Consider the following 18997-nt stretch of genomic DNA (forward strand, 5'->3'; position numbering starts at 1 on the left):
GATACGTCGACCCCCAAGATCTACACCCTAGGGTTCGTCGGCAGCGTCAGATGCGTATAAGAGACAGCCGTGGAGCACAATGGGCTCGCGTTCAACATGAACATCGCAGAGCGCCTTCCGACGACGTACTGTCGGTTGGGCGGGCGCGGAGGCGCCGCACCGGCTCGCGGTGGGACCGGTCCCCCGGACGGGGCGGGCCCGGCAGGGGCGTTCGAGCCGACCGCGCGGACCGGACGGCTGAGGAGGGTTTGGTGGCAGTAGGCACGCACGGTGAGTCGTTCATGGAGACCGACCCTCCGGCATCCCGCCCGGCCCGTCGCGGCGGAACCGGGCGCGAGGGGCCGGGGCCGGGCCTCGACGGCCTCGCCGAGGTGGCGGACAGGATCAGGGGCGCGGTGGAGTCGGTGATCGAGGGCAAGCCCTCGGCGGTGCGGCTCGCCCTGACGGTGCTGCTCGCGGAGGGGCACCTGCTGATCGAGGACGTGCCCGGCGTCGGCAAGACGATGCTCGCCAAGGCGCTCGCGCGCTCGGTCGACTGCTCCGTGCGGCGCGTGCAGTTCACGCCCGACCTTCTGCCCAGCGACATCACCGGGGTCAGCGCCTACAACCAGGAGCTCCGCGAGTTCGAGTTCAAGCCCGGCCCGGTGTTCGCCAACATCGTGGTCGGCGACGAGATCAACCGCGCGTCCCCGAAGACCCAGTCCGCGCTGCTGGAGTGCATGGAGGAGCGGCAGGTCACGGTCGACGGCACCACCTACGGCCTGGAGCCCCCGTTCATGGTCATCTCCACCCAGAACCCGGTGGAGATGGAGGGCACCTACGCGCTGCCCGAGGCGCAGCGCGACCGGTTCACCGCCCGGATCTCGATGGGCTACCCCGATCCGGCCGCCGAGCTGGAGATGCTGGACACCCACGGCGAGGCGTCCCCCCTTGACCGGCTGGCCCCGGTCGCCCACGCCGCCGACGTCCGCGACCTCATCGCCGTGGTGCGCGGGCAGCACGTGTCGCCCGCGGTGCGCCAGTACGCGATCGACCTCGTCACGGCGACCCGGAGCCATCCCGAGCTGCGGCTCGGCGCCTCGCCGCGGGCGACCCTGCAGCTGGTGCGGGCCGCGCGGGCGTACGCGGCGCTCGACGACCGCGACTACGTCGTCCCCGACGACGTCCAGGAACTCGCCGTCCCCGTCCTCGCGCACCGGCTCCTGCCCACCGCCGAGGCGCAGGTGGAGCGGCGCCGTCCCGAGCAGGTCGTCGCCGACCTGGTGAAGCGCCTGCCGGTCCCGTCCCCCAGGAAGTGACCGTCCCCGCGGAAGCGGACCTCCCCCGGAAGTGACCCTTGACCGGATGTGAGCCTTGAGACGAGCGCTGGCCGGCCTCACCACCCGCGGCCGCTCCTTCGTGGCCGCCGGCGGAACCGCGATCCTCTGCGCGTTCGTTCTCGGCGAGCGCGACCTGCTGCGCGCGGGCGTGCTCGTCCTGGTGCTGCCGCTGCTGTGCACGCTGGCGGTGTCGCGGACCCGCTACCGGCTGGCGTGCGCGCGGCGCCTGGACCCGCCGCGGCTGCCGGTCGGCCACGAGGCGCGCGTCGACCTCCGGCTGGAGAACGTGTCCCGGCTGCCGAGCGGGGTGCTGATGGTGGAGGACCGGGTGCCGTACGCGCTCGGCGGCCGCGCCCGGTTCGTCCTGGACCGGATCGAGCCGCACGGCAAGCGCGAGCTCGGCTACCGGATCCGCTCCGACGTGCGCGGGCGCTTCCGGGTGGGCCCGCTGACGGTGCGCCTGGCCGATCCGTTCGGGATGGTGGAGCTGGTCCGCTCGTTCAGCCTGTCCGACACGCTCACGGTGACGCCGACGATCGTGCCGCTGCCGCCCGAGCGGCTGACCGGCGCGTGGACGGGCGGCGGCGACAGCATCGCGCGGGCGGTCTCCACGGCGGGCGAGGACGACGTGACGCCGCGCGAGTACCGGCACGGCGACGACCTGCGCCGCGTGCACTGGCGGTCCACGGCGCGGCACGGTGAGCTGATGGTGCGGCGCGAGGAGCAGCACTTCCAGAGCAGCGGGACGCTGTTCTTCGACACGCGCCGCACCGCGCACTGGGGCGACGGCTCCGCGGGCTCGTTCGAGCAGGCCGTGTCGGTCACCGCCTCGATCGGGGTGCACCTCGTGCAGACCGGGATGAACATGCGCTACGTCACCGACGCGGGCGAGGCGCTGCCGACCGCGTCCGCCGACGGCGGGTTCGAGGGGCTGCTGCTGGACACCCTGGCGGTGGCGCGCAGGTCCAAGGGCGCTTCATTGTCGGCGGGGATCGCGGCGCTGCGCGGCCGGCCGGGCGAGGAGCGCGACGGCGGCGGACTGGTCATCGCGGTGTTCGGCGTCCTGACCGCCGAGGAGGCGCGGTCGGTCGCGGCGGCGCGGCGCGGCACCGGGACCTGTGTCGCGGTGCTGGTCGCGGGGCACGGACGCGGCGGGAGCGCGGGCGCGGCGGAAGGCGCGGCGGGCGGCGGCCGGCCGGCCGCGCGGACGGCCGCGGGGCTGCTGCGCGCGGGCGGCTGGCGAGTGGTGATCATCCGGTCGGCGGCGGAGCTGGCCGGGGCGTGGGCGCAGGCCGGCCAGGCCGGCGAGGACTTCGTCAAGGACGGCTCATGAGGATCCGGATGACGGTCATGGCGGGGCTGGCGACGCTCGCCGGCTCGGTCGGCCTCTACCCGCTGTTCGAGGAGCACGGCTGGTTCTGGGCGGGCTTCGGGGCGGTGCTCGCCGTCTCCGGCGGCGGGCTGCTGTCGCGCCGGCTGCGGCTGCCGGCCCCGTTCGACCCGCTGTTCGGCCTGGTCGCGCTGCTGCTCTACCTGAACCTGGTCTACGCGGGAGACCGGGCGTGGCTGGCGGTCATCCCGTCACCGGAGTCGATCCGCCACCTCGCCGACCTCAACGAGGCCGGCTGGCAGGCCGTCAACCGGTACGCGGCGCCGGTCCCGCTGCTGCCCGGGATCTCGCTGATGGCCGCCGGCGGCGTCGGGCTGGTCGCCGTCCTGGTCGATCTGCTGGCCGTGCGGCTGCGCCGCACGGCCCCGGCCGGGCTGCCGCTGCTGGCCATGTACAGCGTGCCCGCCGCGGTCCGCGACGACGGCGTCAGCTGGCTGGCGTTCGGCGTCGGGGCGCTGGGCTTCCTCGGTCTGCTGATGGCCGACGCCCGCGAGCGGCTCGGCGGCTGGGGGCGGACGGTGACCACGCGCCGCCGCCAGCGCGAGGTCCCGATGGCGGGCGCCGGTTTCCGCCCGGACGACCCCGCCGCCTCGCTCGACGCGGCGGCGCTCGCGGCGAGCGGGCGCCGGATCGCGGCGGTCGCCGTCGCCGTCGCGGTGCTGGTGCCGGCGGCCGTGCCGGGCCTGCACCCCCGCGGCGTGCTCGGGCTGGGCGGCGGCGAGGGCGGCGGCACCCAGACGGTGACCACGCCCGACCCGCTGGTCAGCCTGAAGCGCGAACTGACCCGGCTCGACGACTCGATCGTCCTCACCTACCGGACGGACGACACGCAGGCGCCCGACTACCTGCGTCTGTACGCCCTCGACCGGTTCGACGGCGACCGGTGGACCTACAGCCCTCTCAAGAGCAGCTCCCGGGACCGGCTGACCGGAGACGACCTCCCGCCGCCGCCCGGCCTGACCGTCGCCGACACCCGGAAGGTGACGACGAGGGTCGAGGTGCGCCCGGAGGTCAGGAACATGACGTTCCTGCCGGTGCCGTACGCCCCGTCCAGCGTGTCGATCAAGGGCGACTGGCGGGTGCACGACCAGTCGCTGATGGTCTACTCGCTGCGCGACTCCGCGGGCGGACGCTCCTACACCGTCGAGAGCCTGCTCGCGGAGCCGACGTCCGGCCAGCTCGCCGCCGCCGGCGACTACCCGGCCGAGGTCGTCTCCCGCTACACGGCGGTGCCCAGGAACATCCCGCAGGAGATCAGGCGGCTCGCCCAGCAGGTCACCGCGGGGTCGGGCACGGCGCTGTCCCAGGCCGTGAAGCTGCAGCGCTGGTTCACCCAGACCGGCGGCTTCACCTACGACCTGTCCGCGCCGGCCCCGCAGCAGGGCAGCGACCTCGTCGACTTCCTGCTGCACAGCAAGCGCGGCTACTGCGAGCAGTTCGCCGCGTCGATGGCGCTGCTGGCCCGCATGGTCGGCATCCCGTCCCGCGTCGCGATGGGCTACACGCCGGGCAGCGAGACGAGGCCCGGCCAGTGGGTCGTCCGCTCGCGCGACGCGCACGCCTGGCCGGAGCTGTACTTCCAGGGCAGCGGCTGGGTGCGGTTCGAACCGACGCCGGCGGGCGCGGCCGGGCAGGGTACCGCCGACGCCCCCGGCTACAGCCTGCCCGCGATCAGCACCGGCGGGGGCCCGGAGAGCGAGACCGCGCCGGCGCCGGAGTCGTCGTCGCGGGCCGAGGACGACGCCGCAGCGCCCAGCGCCGGCCCGCAGCAGCGGGGCGACACCGGTCCCGAAGACGGCGCCGCCGCGGGCGGCGAGGAGGGCGGGTTCTCCGCGACGCCGTGGCTGGCGGGCGGACTCCTGGTCCTGCTGCTGATGGCCGTTCCGATGGCGCTGCGCCTCTACACCCGGCGCCGCAGGTGGGCGTGCCTGACGGCGCCGCCCGGACCGGAGGACCGCCCGTCCTCCGCGCGGCCGCCGCAGCGCCCGCCCGGCGCGGGCGGGCGGACGCGTGCGCCCGATCCGGCGGGCGCCGCGCACGCCGCATGGCGCGAGCTGCGCGCCGACGCGCTCGACCACGGGCTCGAATGGCGTTCCAGCGACTCCCCCCGCGCCATCGCGCGCCGTCTCGGCGAGCTGCTGGAACTGGACGCGGCGGGCGCGCAGGCCCTGTCCCGCGTCTCCCGCGCCGAGGAGCTGGCCCGCTACTCCCTGTCGCACTCCCCCGAGCCGCCCGAGCGGCTGCGTGCGGACGTCCGCACGCTCCGCGGGGCGTTCGCGGCGTCGGTGGGCCGGCGGACCCGCTGGCGCGCCCGGCTGCTGCCGCCGTCCACGATCGCGCAGACGCGGGAGACGCTCCACTCGGCCGGCGGCCGGGTGCTGGACGCGACCGCCCGCCTCAACGACCTGCCCGCCCGCCGCGGCAGGTGGTCCCGGAAGCCGCCCCCGCGCACGTAGTTCGTCCCGGCCCGCGCCGCGGACCGGGACGAGAGGAGGAGCGGCAGGTCAGTCGCCTTCGCTGCGGCGGCGCCAGCGCTCTTCCATGCGTTCCATGAAACCCGCCTTGGCGGGCTTGGCGGGACCGGCCTGCTGGCCGCCGCCGCCCTGGGGGGCGGCGGACTCTTCTCCGATGCCCGCCATCCGCTTCCAGCTCGTCAACGCCCAGACGCAGCACACCACCATCAGGAGGAAGCCGGTCACGCTGACCGCGATGGTGACGGTGCCCGCGTTGATCACGAGACCGGCCATCAGGGTGCAGACGCCCACGACGAAGCCGAAGGCGGCCTTGACGATCCGGCGCTTGTAGTGGACCTGGGGGTTGGTCGAGCGAACCGCGTGAGCGAACTTGGGATCCTCGGCGTACAACGCCGATTCGATCTGTTCGAGCATGCGCTGCTCGTGCTCAGAGAGCGGCACGGCACCTCCCAACGACAGCCCCACTGCGGGGTATCCGATGCAGGACGCGAACGTCAACGGTGATATGCCCAGAATACGAGCACTGTCGAGCGTACGAAAGCGAACGGCCCGCCGAGGACCCGGCGCCGGTCACCTCACAGCCTTCTTTCATTGTCTTCCGTCCCTGCCGTCACGTCCGTCACCAGCGGCTGCACGCCGGACGAGCGCGGCGGGGCGGACCACGCCGCGGCCGAACCGGTGAGCGACCTGATCCATGGCTCGCTCGGCCTCACGCCAGCCGCTTTCCGGCTCGTCGAAGGCGAGCTGACGGGGGGCCTCGCCGGCGGGTCCCAGGTTCTCCACCCGGACCCCGACCAGTCGGAGACGTACCCGCTCCAGCCCCGCCCCCTCATAGAGGGCACAGGCTGTGACATAGATCACACGAGCGAGGTCGGTCGGCTCGTCCAGCGTCCGCGCCCGAGTGATCGTCTTGAAGTTCGCCATCCGCAGTTTGACGCTCACCGTCCGGCCCGCGTTCCCGCTCTCGCGTAGCCTCGCGCCGACCCGCTCCGACAGCCGCAGCAGCTCCCGGCGGATGACCTCCGGGTCGTCGACGTCGGTGTCGAAGGTCTCTTCGGCGCCGATGCTCTTGTCGGGCGTGTGGGCGACGACCTCGCGCGGGTCGCGGCCCCAGGCGAGCTCGTGCAGATGGGCGCCCAGCGCGTTGCCCAGCTCGCGCTGCAGCGTGCTCAGCGGCACCTGGGCGAGCTGCCCGACGGTCCGCAGCCCGAGGCGGGCCAGCGCCTGCTCCGTCCGCTCCCCGACGCCCCAGAGGGACGCGACGGGCAGCGGGTGCAGGAAGTCCACGGCGCCGTCCGCCGGGACCACGAGCATCCCGTCGGGCTTGCAGCGCGTCGAGGCCAGCTTGGCGACGAACTTGTTGCTCGCGACGCCGACCGAGCAGGTGATGCCCTGCTGGTCCCGGATCTGCTCGCGGATCATCGCCGCGATCTCCGCGGGGCGGCCGAGCCGGCGCCGGGCGCCCGCCACGTCGAGGAACGCCTCGTCCAGCGACAGGCCCTCCACCAGCGGCGTGACGGAGCGGAAGATCTCGAACACCGCGGCGGACACGCGGGAGTACTTGCCGTGGCTCACCGGCAGGACGACCGCCCGCGGGCACAGCCGCCGCGCGCGCGACATCGGCATCGCGGAATGGACGCCGAACCGGCGGGCCTCGTAGGACGCCGCCGACACCACCCCGCGCGGCCCCGCGCCGCCCACGATGACGGGACGGCCCCGCAGCTCCGGGCGTTCCAGCAGCTCGACGCCGACGAAGAACGCGTCCATGTCCACGTGCAGGATGGAGCACCCGGTGTCGTCGGCGGGCGGCCCCGGCTGCGGCCCGGGCCGGTGCAACTGCTGCTTGCGGCTCACGGGTCCGCTACCCGGCCGTTTCCTTGTGGGGGGAACGGCCAGGTTTGTCGGCCACCAGGTGCAGCTGCGTGGCGAGGTCGCGGAGGACGGGGTGGACGGCCGCGACCGACTCCAGCGCGATGAGCGCGTCGGCCGAGTCGGCGTCGCCGTCCAGCATCCCGCCCGGCACCAGGTCGGCGAAGATCCGGACTCCGTGCAGCTCGGCGACCCGCAGGTTCGCGCCCCGCACCAGCGACGACAGCGTCTCCCTGGTGAACCGGCGGGGCATCCGGTCGCTCTCGCCCCACCGTCCGGACGCGTCGGTCAGCACCCGGCGCGCGTCGTCGAAGTGCCCGGACACCGCGCGGTGCAGCGCGGCGGCGATCTGCCCCGCGACCAGGACGCTGACCGAGCCGCCGGGACGGACCGTGCCGGTCAGCGCCGCCATCGCCGCGCCGGGGTCGTCCACGTATTCGAGGACGCTGTGGCACAGCACCAGGTCGGCGGCGTCCGGGCCCAGCAGGTCCGGCAGGTCGACGGCGTCGCCCTGCACGGCCCGCACGGTCACGCCGGACTCGGCGGCGCGGCGTTCCAAGGCCGCGAGCGCGTCGGGGTTGGAGTCGACCACCGTCACCCGGTGCCCGAGCTCGGCGAGCGGCACCGCGAAGCCGCCCGTGCCGCCGCCGACGTCGACGACCTCGCTCTGGCCGGCCTCCGGGGCGATGCGGTCGAGGACGCCCCGCAGGGCCTCCCACAGGACCGCGCTGCGCACATGAGCGCCACCGCGCACCCGCTTCTGCTGCCGGCCCGTCACTGTGTTCTCCTGCAGTGCCCTTGGCGTCGGGCCCTGCAGGGCCCTCCTTCGGCGGGCACCGCGGTGCGATCGCTGCATCGCTCCGAACTCGGCTTGGCGGCTCGCTGCGCGATCAGGCTTCTCGCAGGTCCGAAACCTGCCTTCGGACGCGATCGCGACGGTTCAGGCCGCTGCGGGGCCGGGGTGACGGCTGAGGTGGTCATCGTGGTGAGAACTACCCGGCCATGCGTCTTCGGCACCACGTACTCCCGGGTCAGAGGGTCAGGGACGGCTTCAGCTGCTGGAGCCGGGAGAGGAGGCCGTTGACGAAGCGCGGGGACTCGTCGGTCGACAGCTCGGTGGCCAGGCCGACCGCCTCGCTGACGGCGACGCCGTCGGGGACGTCGTCCACCCACAGCAGCTCGAACGCGCCCATCCGGAGGATGTTGCGGTCGACGGCGGGCATGCGCTCCAGCGTCCAGCCGGCGGCGTAGGTGGCGATCAGCTCGTCGATGCGCTCCCGGTGCTCCTGGACGCCCTCGATCAGCCGCACGGCGTGCGGGTACTCGGCCAGCTCGTCCTGGTTGGGGCGGCCCCGGGCCGCCAGGACCGCGGTCGGCTCCTCCTCGCGCAGTTCCGCCGCGAACAGGATGTCGAGCGCGAGTTTGCGTGCCTTGGTGCGTGCGCTCATGCCTCAGCCACGGCCGAGGTACTCGCCGGAGCGGGTGTCGACCTTGACCTTCTCGCCGGTGGTGATGAACAGCGGCACCTGGACCTGCGCGCCGGTCTCCAGCGTGGCGGGCTTGCTGCCCCCGGTGGAGCGGTCGCCCTGCAGGCCGGGCTCGGTCTCGGTGATCTCCAGGACGACGGCCGCCGGCAGCTCGATGTACAGGGGGTTCTCGTTGTTGAAGGCGATCGTGACGTTCTGCTCGGGGAGCAGGAAGTTCGCCCCGTCGCCGACGACGCCGGCGGGGATGTTCGGCTGGTCGTAGGTCTCGGTGTCCATGAAGACGAAGTCGTCGCCCTCGCGGTAGAGGTACTGCATCTCCCGCTTGTCGACGCTGGCCACCTCGACCTTGGTGCCGGCGTTGAAGGTCTTGTCGACGACCTTGCCGGACAGCACGTTCTTGATCTTGGTACGGACGAACGCGCCGCCCTTGCCGGGCTTGACGTGCTGGAATTCCAGGACGGTCCACAGCTGGCCGTCGAGGTTCAGCGTCATGCCGTTCTTCAGGTCGTTCGTCGTCGCCACTGCGTTGATCTCCCGGTCGCGGGCCCGCGCGTCAGAGGACGAGCAGGTCCTTGGTCGTTGTCGTGAGGAGCTCCGGGCCGTCCGCGCGGACCACGAACGTGTCCTCGATTCGGACCCCGCCCCGGTCCGTGAGGTAGACCCCCGGCTCCGCCGTGATCGGAACTCGGTCCATCAGCCTACCGGTCTTGTCGTACCCCATGAGCGGAGCCTCATGGATCTCCAGGCCGACACCGTGCCCGAGCCCGTGGGTGAACGCGTCGCCGTGCCCGGCGGCCTTGATGACGTCGCGGGCGGCGGCGTCGACGTCCTTGGTGTCGGCGCCGGGGACGGCGGCGGCGAGGCCGGCGGCCTGCGCGCGGTGGACGAGGTCGTAGAGGTCGCGCTGCCATCCGGCGGGCTCGCCGATCGCGACGGTGCGGGTCATGTCGGCGTGGTAGCCGCCGCACCGGGCGCCGAAGTCCATGGTCACGAGGTCGCCGCGCTGGAGCTCCCGCCCGCCCGGATGGTGGTGCGGGACGGCGCCGTTCGGCCCGGACGCGACGATCGACTCGAACCCGGGGCCGTCGCCGCCGAGGTCCACCATCGCCCGTTCGAGCGCGATGGCGACGGCCCGCTCGGTGACCCCGGCGCGGATCCCGGGGAGGACGGCCTCGAACGCGCGGTCGGTGACCGCGCACGCCTCGCGCAGCAGCGCGATCTCCTCCTCGTCCTTGACCTGGCGGAGCTCCTCGACCAGGTGACCGGACGCGGTCAGTTCGATCGCCGCCTGCTCGCGCAGAGCCGCGTGCTGCTCGACGGTGACGTCGTGGGCCTCGAAGCCGAGCCGGCCGCGGCCGTCCGCGGCGGCCCGCGCCACCAGCGCCGCCGCGACCTGCCGGTCGACGATGACGGGCAGCTCGGGGCAGACCCGCGCGGCCATGCCGGCGTACCGGCCGTCGGTCGCGAGCACGGCCCCGCCGTCGGCCGCGACGAGCAGTGCGGCCCTGGAGCTGTCGAGACCGGTCAGGTAGCGGACGTTGACGAGCCGGGTGACCAGCAGGGCGCCGGCGTCCCGCTCCGCGGCGAGCGCGGCCAGCCGGTGCCGCCGGGCGATGTACGTCTGCCGCCGGTCGGTGTGCGTCTCCCCCATGCCCAGGACTCTAGGGCACGGCGACGGACTCGGCGCGATCACGAAACATGAATAACCCTCGACTTCTCGCCGGGGCTGGCTTAGCGTGACCGACCGTCGGACCGTCCCCCGCTCTTGGACTTCCCCCCCAGGAGGATTCCCCGTGACCCGAGTCAGCCGCCGCAGACTGCTCGGCACAGGCGCGCTCACCGCCGCCGGAGCCGTCGCCTCCGCGGCCGCGGCGCCGTCCGCCGCCGCCCGCACCGAGCCCGCCGCCGCCGACGTCGTGGTCGTCGGCGCCGGCCTGTCCGGCCTGACCGCCGCCCGCGACCTCGTCGCGGCAGGGCGGTCGGTGATCGTCCTGGAGGCCCGGGACCGGCCCGGCGGGCGCGTCTACGGCCTGCCGCTCGGCGACGGCACCACCAGCGAGGGCGGCGCCGAGTTCATCGGCCCCACCCAGGACCGCATCGCCGCGCTCACCCGCGAGATGGGCGTGGAGACCTTCAAGACCTACAACACCGGCAAGAACGTCTACTTCCGCAACGGCAAGCGGTCCCTCTACGAGACCGACGGCGTCCTCGGGGCGGTGCCGCCGGACTGGGGCGTCATCGACCTGCAGATCGCGCTGCTGAAGCTCGGCGAAATGATCAAGGACGTGCCGGTCGGCGAGCCGTGGAAGGCTCCCAAGGCCGAGGAGTGGGACGCCCAGACGTTCTACACCTGGTCGCGGTCGAACTCGCTCAGCAGCGGGGCGCGGTTCCTGATGGACGCGTTCGCCTCCTCCACGCTGTCGATGCGCTCGCAGGAGGTGTCGCTGCTCTACCTGCTGCACTACGCCGCCGCCGCGGGCAACGAGAGCACCCCGGGGACGATCGACCGGCTGATCAACACCAAGGACGGCGCGCAGGAGTCACGGTTCGCCGGGGGCCCGGAGCAGGTGCCCGTGCGCCTGGCGGAACGGCTGGGCGGCATCGTCCGCTACGACGCCCCGGTGCGGTCCATCGTGACCGGTCCGGGCGGCGCCACCGTCCACGCGGACGGGATCACGGTGTCGGCCAAGCGGGTCGTCGTGGCGATGTCCCCCGCGGTCGCCGGCAGGATCGACTACTCGCCGGGGCTGCCCGCGAGCCGGGCGCAGCTCATGCAGCGCTATCCGATGGGCTCGATCGCCAAGTTCATCGGCGTCTACGACACGCCGTTCTGGCGGGCGGACGGCCTGACCGGCCAGGCGATCGCCGACAGCGGGGCCATCGACGCGACGTTCGACAACAGCCCGCCGGACGGGTCGCGCGGCATCCTGATGGGCTTCATCAACCAGGCCAACATCAGGAAGCTCGACGGCGCGCCGGAGAGCGAGGTGCGGGCCGCCGGGCTCGCCTCGTTCACCACGCTGTTCGGCGGCAAGGCCGCGACCCCGAGGATCACGGCGATCCAGCGGTGGGACAACGAGACGTGGAGCGGCGGCGGCCCCACCGGCGTGGCCCCGCCGGGCGCGCTCACCGCCTTCGGCCCGGCGCTGCGGGCGCCCTGCGGCCCGGTCCACTGGGCCGGCACCGAGACCTCCGACTACTGGACGGGCTACATGGACGGCGCCGTCCGCTCCGGCGAACGCGTCGCCAGGGAGGTCCACGCCGCCCTGTGACGGGGCCCGGCTCCCGGACGTGGTCCGGCCGCTGCCGCGCAGCGGCCGGACCCCACGTCGCCGGTTCCCGGGCGGGAACGGCCCGCCCCGTGCCTACAGGTCGGCGGCCATCTCCTTGACCTTCTCGATCAGGGCCAGGCGGCCCTTGTGGTCGCCCGCGATCGGGGAGACGTTCAGCGTGGTGACGCCGGACTCCTTCATCGCGGCGAGCCGCTCGCGGACATGGCCCTCGGAGCCGATGAGCGACATCTTCTCCAGCAGCTCCTGCGGGACCTTCGCGGCGGCCTCGTCCTTCTTGCCGTCGAGGTAGAGGTCCTGGATCTCCTCGGCCTCCTTCTCGAAGCCGTACCGGCGGGCGAGGTTGTTGTAGAAGTTCTTGCCCTTGGCGCCCATGCCGCCGATGTACAGGGCCGCCATCGGGCGCCCGAACTCCAGGTATCCCTGGACGTCGTCGCCGATGGCGAGCGGGGACTGCCCGACGACGTCCAGCTCGCCGAGGGCGGGGTCGCGCCTGGCCTTCCCGGCGGCCAGGGACTCGCCCCACACGTCCTTGGCCTTCTCCGGCATGTAGAAGATCGGCTCCCAGCCGTTGGCGATCTCGGCCGTCAGCTCGACGTTCTTCGGGCCGATCGCGGCGACCATGATCGGGATGTCGGCCCGCACCGGGTGGTTGATGATCTTGAGCGCCTTGCCGAGGCCGGTGCCCTGCCCCTCGGGCAGCGGCAGCTTGTAGTGCTTGCCGTCGTACTGGAGCCGCTCGCGCCGCCACGTCTTGCGGCAGATCTCGATGATCTCGCGGGTGCGGCCGAGCGGCGCGGTGTAGGGCACGCCGTGGAAGCCCTCGATGACCTGCGGGCCGGACGCGCCGATGCCGAGCGTGAACCGCCCGTCGGAGATGTAGTCCAGCCCCGCGGCGGTCTGCGCGATGGCGGTCGGCGTCCGCGAGTAGATGTTGAGGATGCCGGAGGCGATCTCCACCCGCTCGGTCTTGGCGGCGATGTAGCCCATCTGGCTCACCGCGTCGAAGCTGTACGCCTCCGCGACATAGACGATGTCGAGGCCGGCCTTCTCGTAGTCGGCCAGCTCCTCGACGGTCTCCTTGAAACCGCCGGAGTAGCTGAGCGCCATCCCGATGCGCATCGGCATCCCTTCCCGTAACCGAATCGGATTCCAGTCGAACGTAACCTACTCCGGAGGCCGCGGCGCGGCGAGGGTCAGGACAGGACCGGGCCGTTCAGCGCGTCGAGCACCGGCCGGTACAGGTCCGCGCGGATCTTTCCCACCGTCCCGCCGTTCTTGCCCGCCATGGACGCCGCCCATGCGACGGCCGCGGGCAGCACCTCGTCCTCGGCCGCGGTGCGCTGGACGATGCCGGCCTCCTCCGCCTCCTCCGCCGTGTAGCGGCGGCCGGTGACCATCGCCTCGTGCGCGGTCCGCTTCGGCAGCCGCGCCTGGATCAGCGCGTTCATCCCGGGCGTGAACGCCATCCCGAGGTCGACCTCGGGCAGGCAGAAGAAGCCGCGGTCCGTCCGCATGACCGCGAAGTCGTGCGCGAGGGCGAGCATCCCGCCGCCCGCGAACGCGTGCCCGTTCAGCGCCGCGACCGTGGGCATCGGCAGCGACAGGACGCGTGCGTACAGGCCGTGGATGCGGCGCAGGTAGTCCTCGAACTTCTCCTGGTTGGCTCCGAGCCAGTCGAGATCGAGCCCGTTGGAGTAGAACTTGCCGGTCCCGACGGTGACGAGGGCGGCCGGCCCGTCGTTCTTCTCCAGGGAGTCGAGCGCGCCCTCGGCCGCGCCGAGGAACCCGGGGCTGAAGCGGTTCTCGCCCGCGTCGAAGCGCAGGACGAACACGTCCCCGTCGCGCTGGACGTCCATCATGTGCGTCCCCTTCGTCGCTGCCGCCCGAACCGACCCTACTCACCGGTAGCAGCCGGAGAGCACCGCCCCATGATGCCGTCGTTTCGGTATGACGTCCGACATAGCCAACATTTCGTATGACGATCGTCATGGTCAACGCGGAACTCCTATGATGAATGTCATAATCGGGGTCATGGGGACCGACAGCCGGGAACGCATGGTGCGCAGCGCCGCCTACCTCTTCCGCGAGCGCGGCTACAGCGGCACCGGGTTCCGCGACGTCATCGCGCACAGCGGCGCCCCCCGGGGATCGATCTACCACCACTTCCCCGGCGGCAAGGCGCAGCTCGCCGAGGAGGCCGTCCGCTACGCCGGGGACTTCCTCAACGCCGGCATCCTCGCCGCCACCGAGGGCGGCGATCCCGCGTCGGCCGTGGACGCCTTCGTCGGCTGGTGGCGGCAGGTCCTGGTCAAGAGCGGATTCCGCGCGGGCTGCCCGATCGTCGCCGTCACCGTGGAGAGCCACGACGACGCCCCGCAGCTCGCCGCGGCCGCCGCGGCGGCGTTCGGCCGCTGGCAGGACACCCTCGCCACCGGCCTCGTCAACGCGGGCGTCGCCGACGACCGCGCCGCCCGCCTGGCCCGGCTGATCGTCGCCGCCGTCGAGGGCGCCACGATCCTGTGCCGCGCCCACCGCGACGTCGCACCCCTCGACGACGTCGTCACCGAGCTCAAGGACATGACCCGCGAGGCCGTCAAGGAGGCCTAGGCGCTCCCGCCCGTCAGGCGTTCCCGGTGGTCAGGCGTTCCCGGCGGCCAGCTCGGCGATCGCCTGGAGGGCGAGGACGTACGACATCGTGCCGAAGCCGGCGATGGTGCCGGTCGCGACGCCCGCGACGACGGAGGTGTGGCGGAACTCCTCGCGGGCCGCCGGGTTGGTGATGTGCACCTCGATCAGCGGCGCGGTGCGCTGCGCGAGCGCGTCCCGCAGCGCGTAGGAGTAGTGGGTGAACGCGGCCGGGTTCAGCACGACCGGGACGCGCTCGTCCGCGGCCTCGTGCACCCAGCGCATCATCTCGGCCTCGTCGTCGGTCTGCCGGACCTCGACGGCCAGGTCCAGGCGGCGGCCGGCGTCCCGGCACAGCTCGGCCAGGCCGTCGAAGGTGGTCGTCCCGTACTTGTCGGGCTCGCGGACGCCGAGGCGGTGCAGGTTGGGTCCGTTCAGGACCAGCACGCGGGTCATGAGGCGATCTCCCGGTAGGCGGCGGCGAGCAGATCCTCGTCCGGGGCTTCGAGGCGGCCCGGTTCGGCGATGCCGTCGAGGACGACGAACCGCAGCGTGGCGCCCCGCGACTTCTTGTCGATGGCCATGGTGGCGCGCAGGCCGGCCCAGTCGCCGGCGTAGGAGACCGGGAGCCCGACGGAGGCGAGGATCTCGCGGTGCCGCCGGACGGCCTCGTCCGGCAGGCGCCCGGCGAGGCGGGCCAGCTCGGCGGCGTAGACCATGCCGATGGCGACGGCGTGGCCGTGCCGGAACCGGTACTCCTCCGCCTTCTCGATGGCGTGCGCGAGCGTGTGCCCGTAGTTGAGGATCTCCCGCAGGCCGCCCTCCCTCAGGTCGGCGGACACGACGTCCGCCTTGACCTGCACGGCGCGTTCGACCAGCTCGCGGGTGTGGGGGCCGTCCGGGGACGCGGCCCCCTCCGGGTCGTCCTCGACCAGCTCCAGGATCTTCGGGTCGGCGATGAACCCGGCCTTGATGATCTCGGCGAGGCCGCTGACGTAGTCCTCGCGGGGCATCGTCACCAGCGTGGCCAGGTCGCACAGCACTCCCGCCGGCGGGTGGAACGCGCCGACGAGGTTCTTGCCCTCGGGGACGTTGATCCCGGTCTTGCCGCCGACCGCCGCGTCGACCATGCCGAGCAGCGTCGTCGGGACGAGCACCGCCCGCACGCCGCGCAGCCACGACGCCGCCGCGAACCCGGCGAGGTCGGTGGTCGCGCCGCCGCCGACACCGACGACGGCGTCCGTCCTGGTCATGCCCGACCGGGCGAACGACGACCACAGCCCGGCCAGGACACCGACCTCCTTGGCGGCCTCGCCGTCCGGGACGGGCAGCGCGTGGACGGTGTGTCCGGCCTGTTCAAGGGCACCGCACACCGGGCGGGCGATCTCCGGCAGCCCCTCGGCGTGCACGACGGCGACCGTCGTGGCGCGGTCGCCGACCAGGCCGGGCAGCTCGCCGAGGACACCGGCCCCGATGACGACGTCGTACGGGTCGGCGCCGCCCACGTGCACCCGCGCCTGCGTCACGCGTCCTCCCTGTGGGGGGACGACCCCCCACGCCCCCCGTTGCGGGACGTGTGCTCCAGGGCCTTGGCGATCTCCTCGACGACATCGGCCGGCTCGCGGCCGTCGGTCTCGACGCCGACCGTGCCGAGCCGCTCGTAGATCGGCAGGCGCTCCTCCAGGAGCTTGCGCATCTGGCTGCGCGGGTTGAGGACCAGCAGCGGACGCGCCGACGCGAGCCCCACCCGCTTGATCGCCTCCGACAGCCCGACCCGGAGGTAGACGACGGTGTGCCCGGCGAGCAGTTCCTGCGTCTCCTCCGCCAAAACCGCGCCGCCGCCGAGCGCGACCACGCCCTCGTGCTCGGCCAGCGCCGCCGCGACGGCCGCGCGCTCCAGCTCGCGGAACCGCTCCTCGCCCTCGTCGATGAAGATCTCGCCGACGGGCTTGCCCGCCGCACTCTCGACGTCGGCGTCGGTGTCGCGCAGGGCGACGCCGAGGCGACGCGCGAGCGCGTCGCCGATCGTGGTCTTGCCGGAGCCTGGCGGCCCGATGATGACGGCCTTCGGTCGCATTCTCAGCGTGTCCAGTTCACTTGACGGTCAGCGAGGACACGTATCCCCGCAGGTTACGGGCGGTCTCCTCGGCCGAGTCGCCGCCGAACTTCTCCAGCGCCGCGTCCGCGAGGACCAGCGCCACCATCGCCTCGGCGACGACCCCGGCGGCGGGGACCGCGGTGACGTCGCTGCGCTGGTTGATGGCCTTGGCGGGCTCGCCGGTCTTCACGTCGATGGTGTCGAGGCGGCGCGGCACGGTCGAGATCGGCTTCATCGCGGCCCGGACGCGCAGCGGCTCGCCGGTGGTCATGCCGCCCTCGACTCCGCCGGCCCGGTTCGTCCGCCGGCGGACGCCCTCGGGCGTGCCGTCGATCTCGTCGTGCGCCCGGGACCCGGGACGCCGCGCGGTGGTGAACCCGTCGCCGAGCTCCACGCCCTTGATCGCCTGGATGCCCATGAGGGCCCCGGCGAGCCGCGAGTCGAGGCGGCGGTCCCAGTGGACGTGGCTGCCGAGGCCGGGCGGCAGACCGTAGGCGAGGACCTCCACGACGCCGCCGAGGGTGTCGCCCGCCTTCTTGGTCTCGTCGATGTGCGCGACCATGGCCGCCGACGCGCCGTGGTCGAAGCAGCGCACCGGGCTCTCGTCCACCCGGGCGAGATCGCCGGGCTCGGGCAGCACGCCCTCGGGCGCCGCGACCTCGCCGAGCGCGATCACGTGGCTGAGCACGTCCACGCCGAGGGCCTGCTTGAGGAACGCCTTGGCGACGGTCCCGAGCGCGACCCTCGCGGCGGTCTCCCGCGCGCTCGCCCGTTCGAGGACGGGCCGGGCGTCGTCGAAGCCGTACTTCTGCATGCCGACAAGATCGGCGTGGCCGGGCCTCGGCTGCGACAGCGGGGCATTTCTCCCACCCTGCCCCCGGCTCTGGGCCGCGAGGACGTCCGCGTCCACCGGGTCGGCCGACATGACCGTCTCCCACTTGGGCCACTCGGTGTTGCCGACCTCGATCGCCACCGGCCCGCCCTGCGTCACCCCGTGCCGGACGCCGCCGACGATCGTCACCTGGTCCTGCTCGAACTTCATCCGGGCGCCCCGCCCGTGGCCCAGCCGGCGGCGGCGCAGTTCCTCGGCGATCTCCCCCGAGGTCACGCGCACACCGGCCGGCAGCCCCTCCACGATCGCGGTCAGGGCCGGGCCATGGGACTCCCCCGCGGTCAACCAGCGCAGCATGCCCCCGATCCTATTGACTCCGCGCACCCGCCCGTGACGCCGTCCACCATCTGAGAGGCTCGTCCGCGGAGGTGGTGTCGATGAGGGAGGCGCTGCTCGCGCAGGCGCGGGGATGCGCGAAGCTGGGGTCGCCGATGTACGCGGAGCTTCTGAGGCGGGCGGCGGACGACCCGGGCGGGGCCGTGGCGGGCGTGCTCGGGGAGCGCGCGAAGACCGGGTTCGTCCTGGGAATGCTGGGGACGGTGCACCGGATCGTCCTGGAGGGGCGGGCGCCGGAACTCGCCGCGTACTACCCGACGGCGGGCGCGACGCGGGATCCACTGGGAGCCTGGCCCGCGTTCCGGGACGTGCTGGTCGAGCACGCGGCGGAGATCCGGGAAGGGCTCGCCGACCCGCCGCAGACGAACGAGGTGGGGCGGGCGGCCCCGCTCGTCGGCGGGCTCCTGGCGGTGGCGGAGGCCACGGGGCTGCCGATCAGGCTCCTGGAGATCGGCGCGAGCGCGGGCCTGAACCTGCGGGCCGACCATTTCCGGCTCCTGCACGAGGGCGGCGCGTACGGGCCGGAGTCACCGGTCGTGCTCCACGACGCCTGGCGGGGCCTTCCCCCGGTGGACGCGCCGCTCGCCGTCGTGGAGCGGCTGGGATGCGACACCGGCCCGCTCGACGCGACCTCGCCGGAGGCGCGGCGGCGGCTGCTGTCTTACGTGTGGCCGGACCAGACGGCGCGGGTCGAGCGGCTGCGGGCGGCGTTCGAGGTGGCCGCGCGGGTCCCTGCGACGGTCGTGCGGGCGGGCGCGGCCGACTTCCTGGACGGCCTCGCCCCGGAACCGGGCGCGGCGACGGTCGTGTGGCATTCGACGATGTGGGCGTACCTGTCCGAGGACGAGGCGGCGCGGCTGCTCCGCCGCCTGGACGAGGCCGGGGCCGCGGCGACCGGGGAGGCGCCGGTCGCCCACCTGTCGTTCGAGGGGCGCGACGCCTCCCGCCTCGACGCCGTCCAGGTCGTGGCGCTGCGGCTGTGGCCGGGCGGCGAGCGGGTGGTCCTCGGCGAGGGCCCGTCCCACGGCCTGCCCGTCACCTGGTCCTAGGCGATCTCGCGCCATTCGAGGACGGGGGCCACCCGGTCCCTGATCGCGGCGAGGAAGCCCAGGCGGTTGGCTCGCCGGGCCGGGTCCTCGTCCATGACCATGACGTCGTCGAAGTAGGTGTCGATCGGTTCGATGAGGGCCGTCGCCGCCGCGTGGAACTCGGGC

18 protein-coding genes are annotated in these 18997 nt (G+C 73.5%); 6 read left to right on the forward strand and 12 right to left on the reverse strand.

What is annotated here, in order from left to right; genetic code table 11:
- Positions 1-251: 251 nt before the first annotated feature.
- Genes E1281_RS22710 through E1281_RS22720 form a run of 3 tightly spaced genes read left to right on the forward strand, consistent with a single transcriptional unit; the run spans position 252 to position 5165 of the window.
- A complete protein-coding gene (locus tag E1281_RS22710; RefSeq protein WP_243717255.1) occupies positions 252-1298 on the forward strand; it encodes a MoxR family ATPase in 1047 nt (348 codons plus the stop codon).
- Positions 1299-1353: 55 nt separating this feature from the next.
- Positions 1354-2652: a DUF58 domain-containing protein gene (locus E1281_RS22715; protein WP_131881368.1), complete on the forward strand. Its 1299-nt coding sequence runs from the start codon at positions 1354-1356 to the stop codon at positions 2650-2652.
- Positions 2649-5165: a transglutaminaseTgpA domain-containing protein gene (locus E1281_RS22720; RefSeq protein ID WP_243717257.1), complete on the forward strand. Its 2517-nt coding sequence runs from the start codon at positions 2649-2651 to the stop codon at positions 5163-5165. The genes E1281_RS22715 and E1281_RS22720 overlap by 4 nt, the downstream gene beginning before the upstream one ends.
- Positions 5166-5213: 48 nt before the next feature.
- Here E1281_RS22720 and E1281_RS22725 read toward each other — a convergent pair whose 3' ends face one another.
- From E1281_RS22725 to E1281_RS22750, 6 genes are all read right to left on the reverse strand, one after another.
- Positions 5214-5624 carry a DUF3040 domain-containing protein gene (locus E1281_RS22725; RefSeq protein ID WP_131881399.1) on the reverse strand — a complete coding sequence of 137 codons (411 nt, stop codon included), beginning with the start codon at positions 5622-5624 and terminating at the stop codon, positions 5214-5216.
- A gap of 147 nt (positions 5625-5771) precedes the next feature.
- Positions 5772-7037 (reverse strand): DNA polymerase IV, encoded by a 1266-nt coding sequence (locus E1281_RS22730; protein WP_131881369.1) that lies wholly within the window; start codon positions 7035-7037, stop codon positions 5772-5774.
- 7 nt (positions 7038-7044) lie between these two features.
- Positions 7045-7830 carry a methyltransferase domain-containing protein gene (locus E1281_RS22735; protein ID WP_243717258.1) on the reverse strand — a complete coding sequence of 262 codons (786 nt, stop codon included), beginning with the start codon at positions 7828-7830 and terminating at the stop codon, positions 7045-7047.
- A gap of 253 nt (positions 7831-8083) precedes the next feature.
- Complete coding sequence (gene nusB / locus E1281_RS22740; protein WP_131881373.1) at positions 8084-8500, reverse strand: transcription antitermination factor NusB; 417 nt, start codon at positions 8498-8500, stop codon at positions 8084-8086.
- Between the two features lie 3 nt (positions 8501-8503).
- Positions 8504-9061, reverse strand: coding sequence for an elongation factor P (gene efp / locus E1281_RS22745; RefSeq protein ID WP_131881375.1), 558 nt, complete (start codon positions 9059-9061; stop codon positions 8504-8506).
- A gap of 31 nt (positions 9062-9092) precedes the next feature.
- Positions 9093-10190 (reverse strand): Xaa-Pro peptidase family protein, encoded by a 1098-nt coding sequence (locus tag E1281_RS22750; protein WP_131881377.1) that lies wholly within the window; start codon positions 10188-10190, stop codon positions 9093-9095.
- 142 nt (positions 10191-10332) lie between these two features.
- Here E1281_RS22750 and E1281_RS22755 point away from each other — a divergent pair, with 142 nt between their 5' ends.
- Positions 10333-11811 carry an FAD-dependent oxidoreductase gene (locus E1281_RS22755; RefSeq protein WP_207943431.1) on the forward strand — a complete coding sequence of 493 codons (1479 nt, stop codon included), beginning with the start codon at positions 10333-10335 and terminating at the stop codon, positions 11809-11811.
- A gap of 93 nt (positions 11812-11904) precedes the next feature.
- Here the strand turns inward: E1281_RS22755 and E1281_RS22760 are convergent, their stop codons facing one another.
- A complete protein-coding gene (locus E1281_RS22760) occupies positions 11905-12951 on the reverse strand; it encodes an LLM class F420-dependent oxidoreductase (protein ID WP_131881379.1) in 1047 nt (348 codons plus the stop codon).
- A 74-nt stretch (positions 12952-13025) separates the two neighbouring features.
- Positions 13026-13691, reverse strand: a complete 666-nt coding sequence (locus E1281_RS22765) for an enoyl-CoA hydratase/isomerase family protein (protein WP_131881381.1) — start codon at positions 13689-13691, stop codon at positions 13026-13028.
- 172 nt (positions 13692-13863) lie between these two features.
- Here E1281_RS22765 and E1281_RS22770 point away from each other — a divergent pair, with 172 nt between their 5' ends.
- Positions 13864-14439, forward strand: a complete 576-nt coding sequence (locus tag E1281_RS22770) for a TetR/AcrR family transcriptional regulator (RefSeq protein ID WP_131881383.1) — start codon at positions 13864-13866, stop codon at positions 14437-14439.
- A gap of 30 nt (positions 14440-14469) precedes the next feature.
- Here the strand turns inward: E1281_RS22770 and aroQ are convergent, their stop codons facing one another.
- From aroQ to aroC, 4 genes are read right to left on the reverse strand one after another with little or no spacing between them, the layout of a single operon-like run.
- Positions 14470-14913 carry a type II 3-dehydroquinate dehydratase gene (gene aroQ, locus E1281_RS22775; RefSeq protein ID WP_131881385.1) on the reverse strand — a complete coding sequence of 148 codons (444 nt, stop codon included), beginning with the start codon at positions 14911-14913 and terminating at the stop codon, positions 14470-14472.
- Positions 14910-15983: a 3-dehydroquinate synthase gene (gene aroB / locus E1281_RS22780; RefSeq protein WP_131881387.1), complete on the reverse strand. Its 1074-nt coding sequence runs from the start codon at positions 15981-15983 to the stop codon at positions 14910-14912. The genes aroQ and aroB overlap by 4 nt, the downstream gene beginning before the upstream one ends.
- On the reverse strand, positions 15980-16540 hold the full coding sequence (locus E1281_RS22785; RefSeq protein ID WP_131881389.1) for a shikimate kinase: 561 nt from the start codon (positions 16538-16540) through the stop codon (positions 15980-15982). The genes aroB and E1281_RS22785 overlap by 4 nt, the downstream gene beginning before the upstream one ends.
- Positions 16541-16550: 10 nt before the next feature.
- The gene (gene aroC / locus E1281_RS22790; RefSeq protein ID WP_131881391.1) at positions 16551-17744 is read right to left on the reverse strand and encodes a chorismate synthase; all 1194 of its coding nucleotides are present in this window, start codon (positions 17742-17744) and stop codon (positions 16551-16553) included.
- Between the two features lie 80 nt (positions 17745-17824).
- Here aroC and E1281_RS22795 point away from each other — a divergent pair, with 80 nt between their 5' ends.
- Positions 17825-18832: a DUF2332 domain-containing protein gene (locus E1281_RS22795; RefSeq protein ID WP_131881393.1), complete on the forward strand. Its 1008-nt coding sequence runs from the start codon at positions 17825-17827 to the stop codon at positions 18830-18832.
- The last annotated feature ends 165 nt before the right edge of the window (positions 18833-18997 follow it).

The sequence above is a fragment of the Actinomadura sp. KC345 genome, assembly GCF_004348515.1.
In the GTDB taxonomy this organism is placed as follows: Bacteria; Actinomycetota; Actinomycetes; order Streptosporangiales; family Streptosporangiaceae; genus Spirillospora.

Excerpts from the sequence above, each read along its gene's own strand:
- nusB (WP_131881373.1), bottom strand. The coding sequence starts at position 8,500 with ATGAGCGCACGCACCAAGGCACGCAAACTCGCGCTCGACATCCTGTTC.
- E1281_RS22750 (WP_131881377.1), bottom strand. The coding sequence starts at position 10,190 with ATGGGGGAGACGCACACCGACCGGCGGCAGACGTACATCGCCCGGCGG.
- aroQ (WP_131881385.1), bottom strand. The coding sequence starts at position 14,913 with ATGACCCGCGTGCTGGTCCTGAACGGACCCAACCTGCACCGCCTCGGC.
- E1281_RS22770 (WP_131881383.1), top strand. The coding sequence starts at position 13,864 with ATGGGGACCGACAGCCGGGAACGCATGGTGCGCAGCGCCGCCTACCTC.
- aroC (WP_131881391.1), bottom strand. The coding sequence starts at position 17,744 with ATGCTGCGCTGGTTGACCGCGGGGGAGTCCCATGGCCCGGCCCTGACC.
- E1281_RS22720 (WP_243717257.1), top strand. The coding sequence starts at position 2,649 with ATGAGGATCCGGATGACGGTCATGGCGGGGCTGGCGACGCTCGCCGGC.
- E1281_RS22765 (WP_131881381.1), bottom strand. The coding sequence starts at position 13,691 with ATGATGGACGTCCAGCGCGACGGGGACGTGTTCGTCCTGCGCTTCGAC.
- E1281_RS22795 (WP_131881393.1), top strand. The coding sequence starts at position 17,825 with ATGAGGGAGGCGCTGCTCGCGCAGGCGCGGGGATGCGCGAAGCTGGGG.
- E1281_RS22760 (WP_131881379.1), bottom strand. The coding sequence starts at position 12,951 with ATGCGCATCGGGATGGCGCTCAGCTACTCCGGCGGTTTCAAGGAGACC.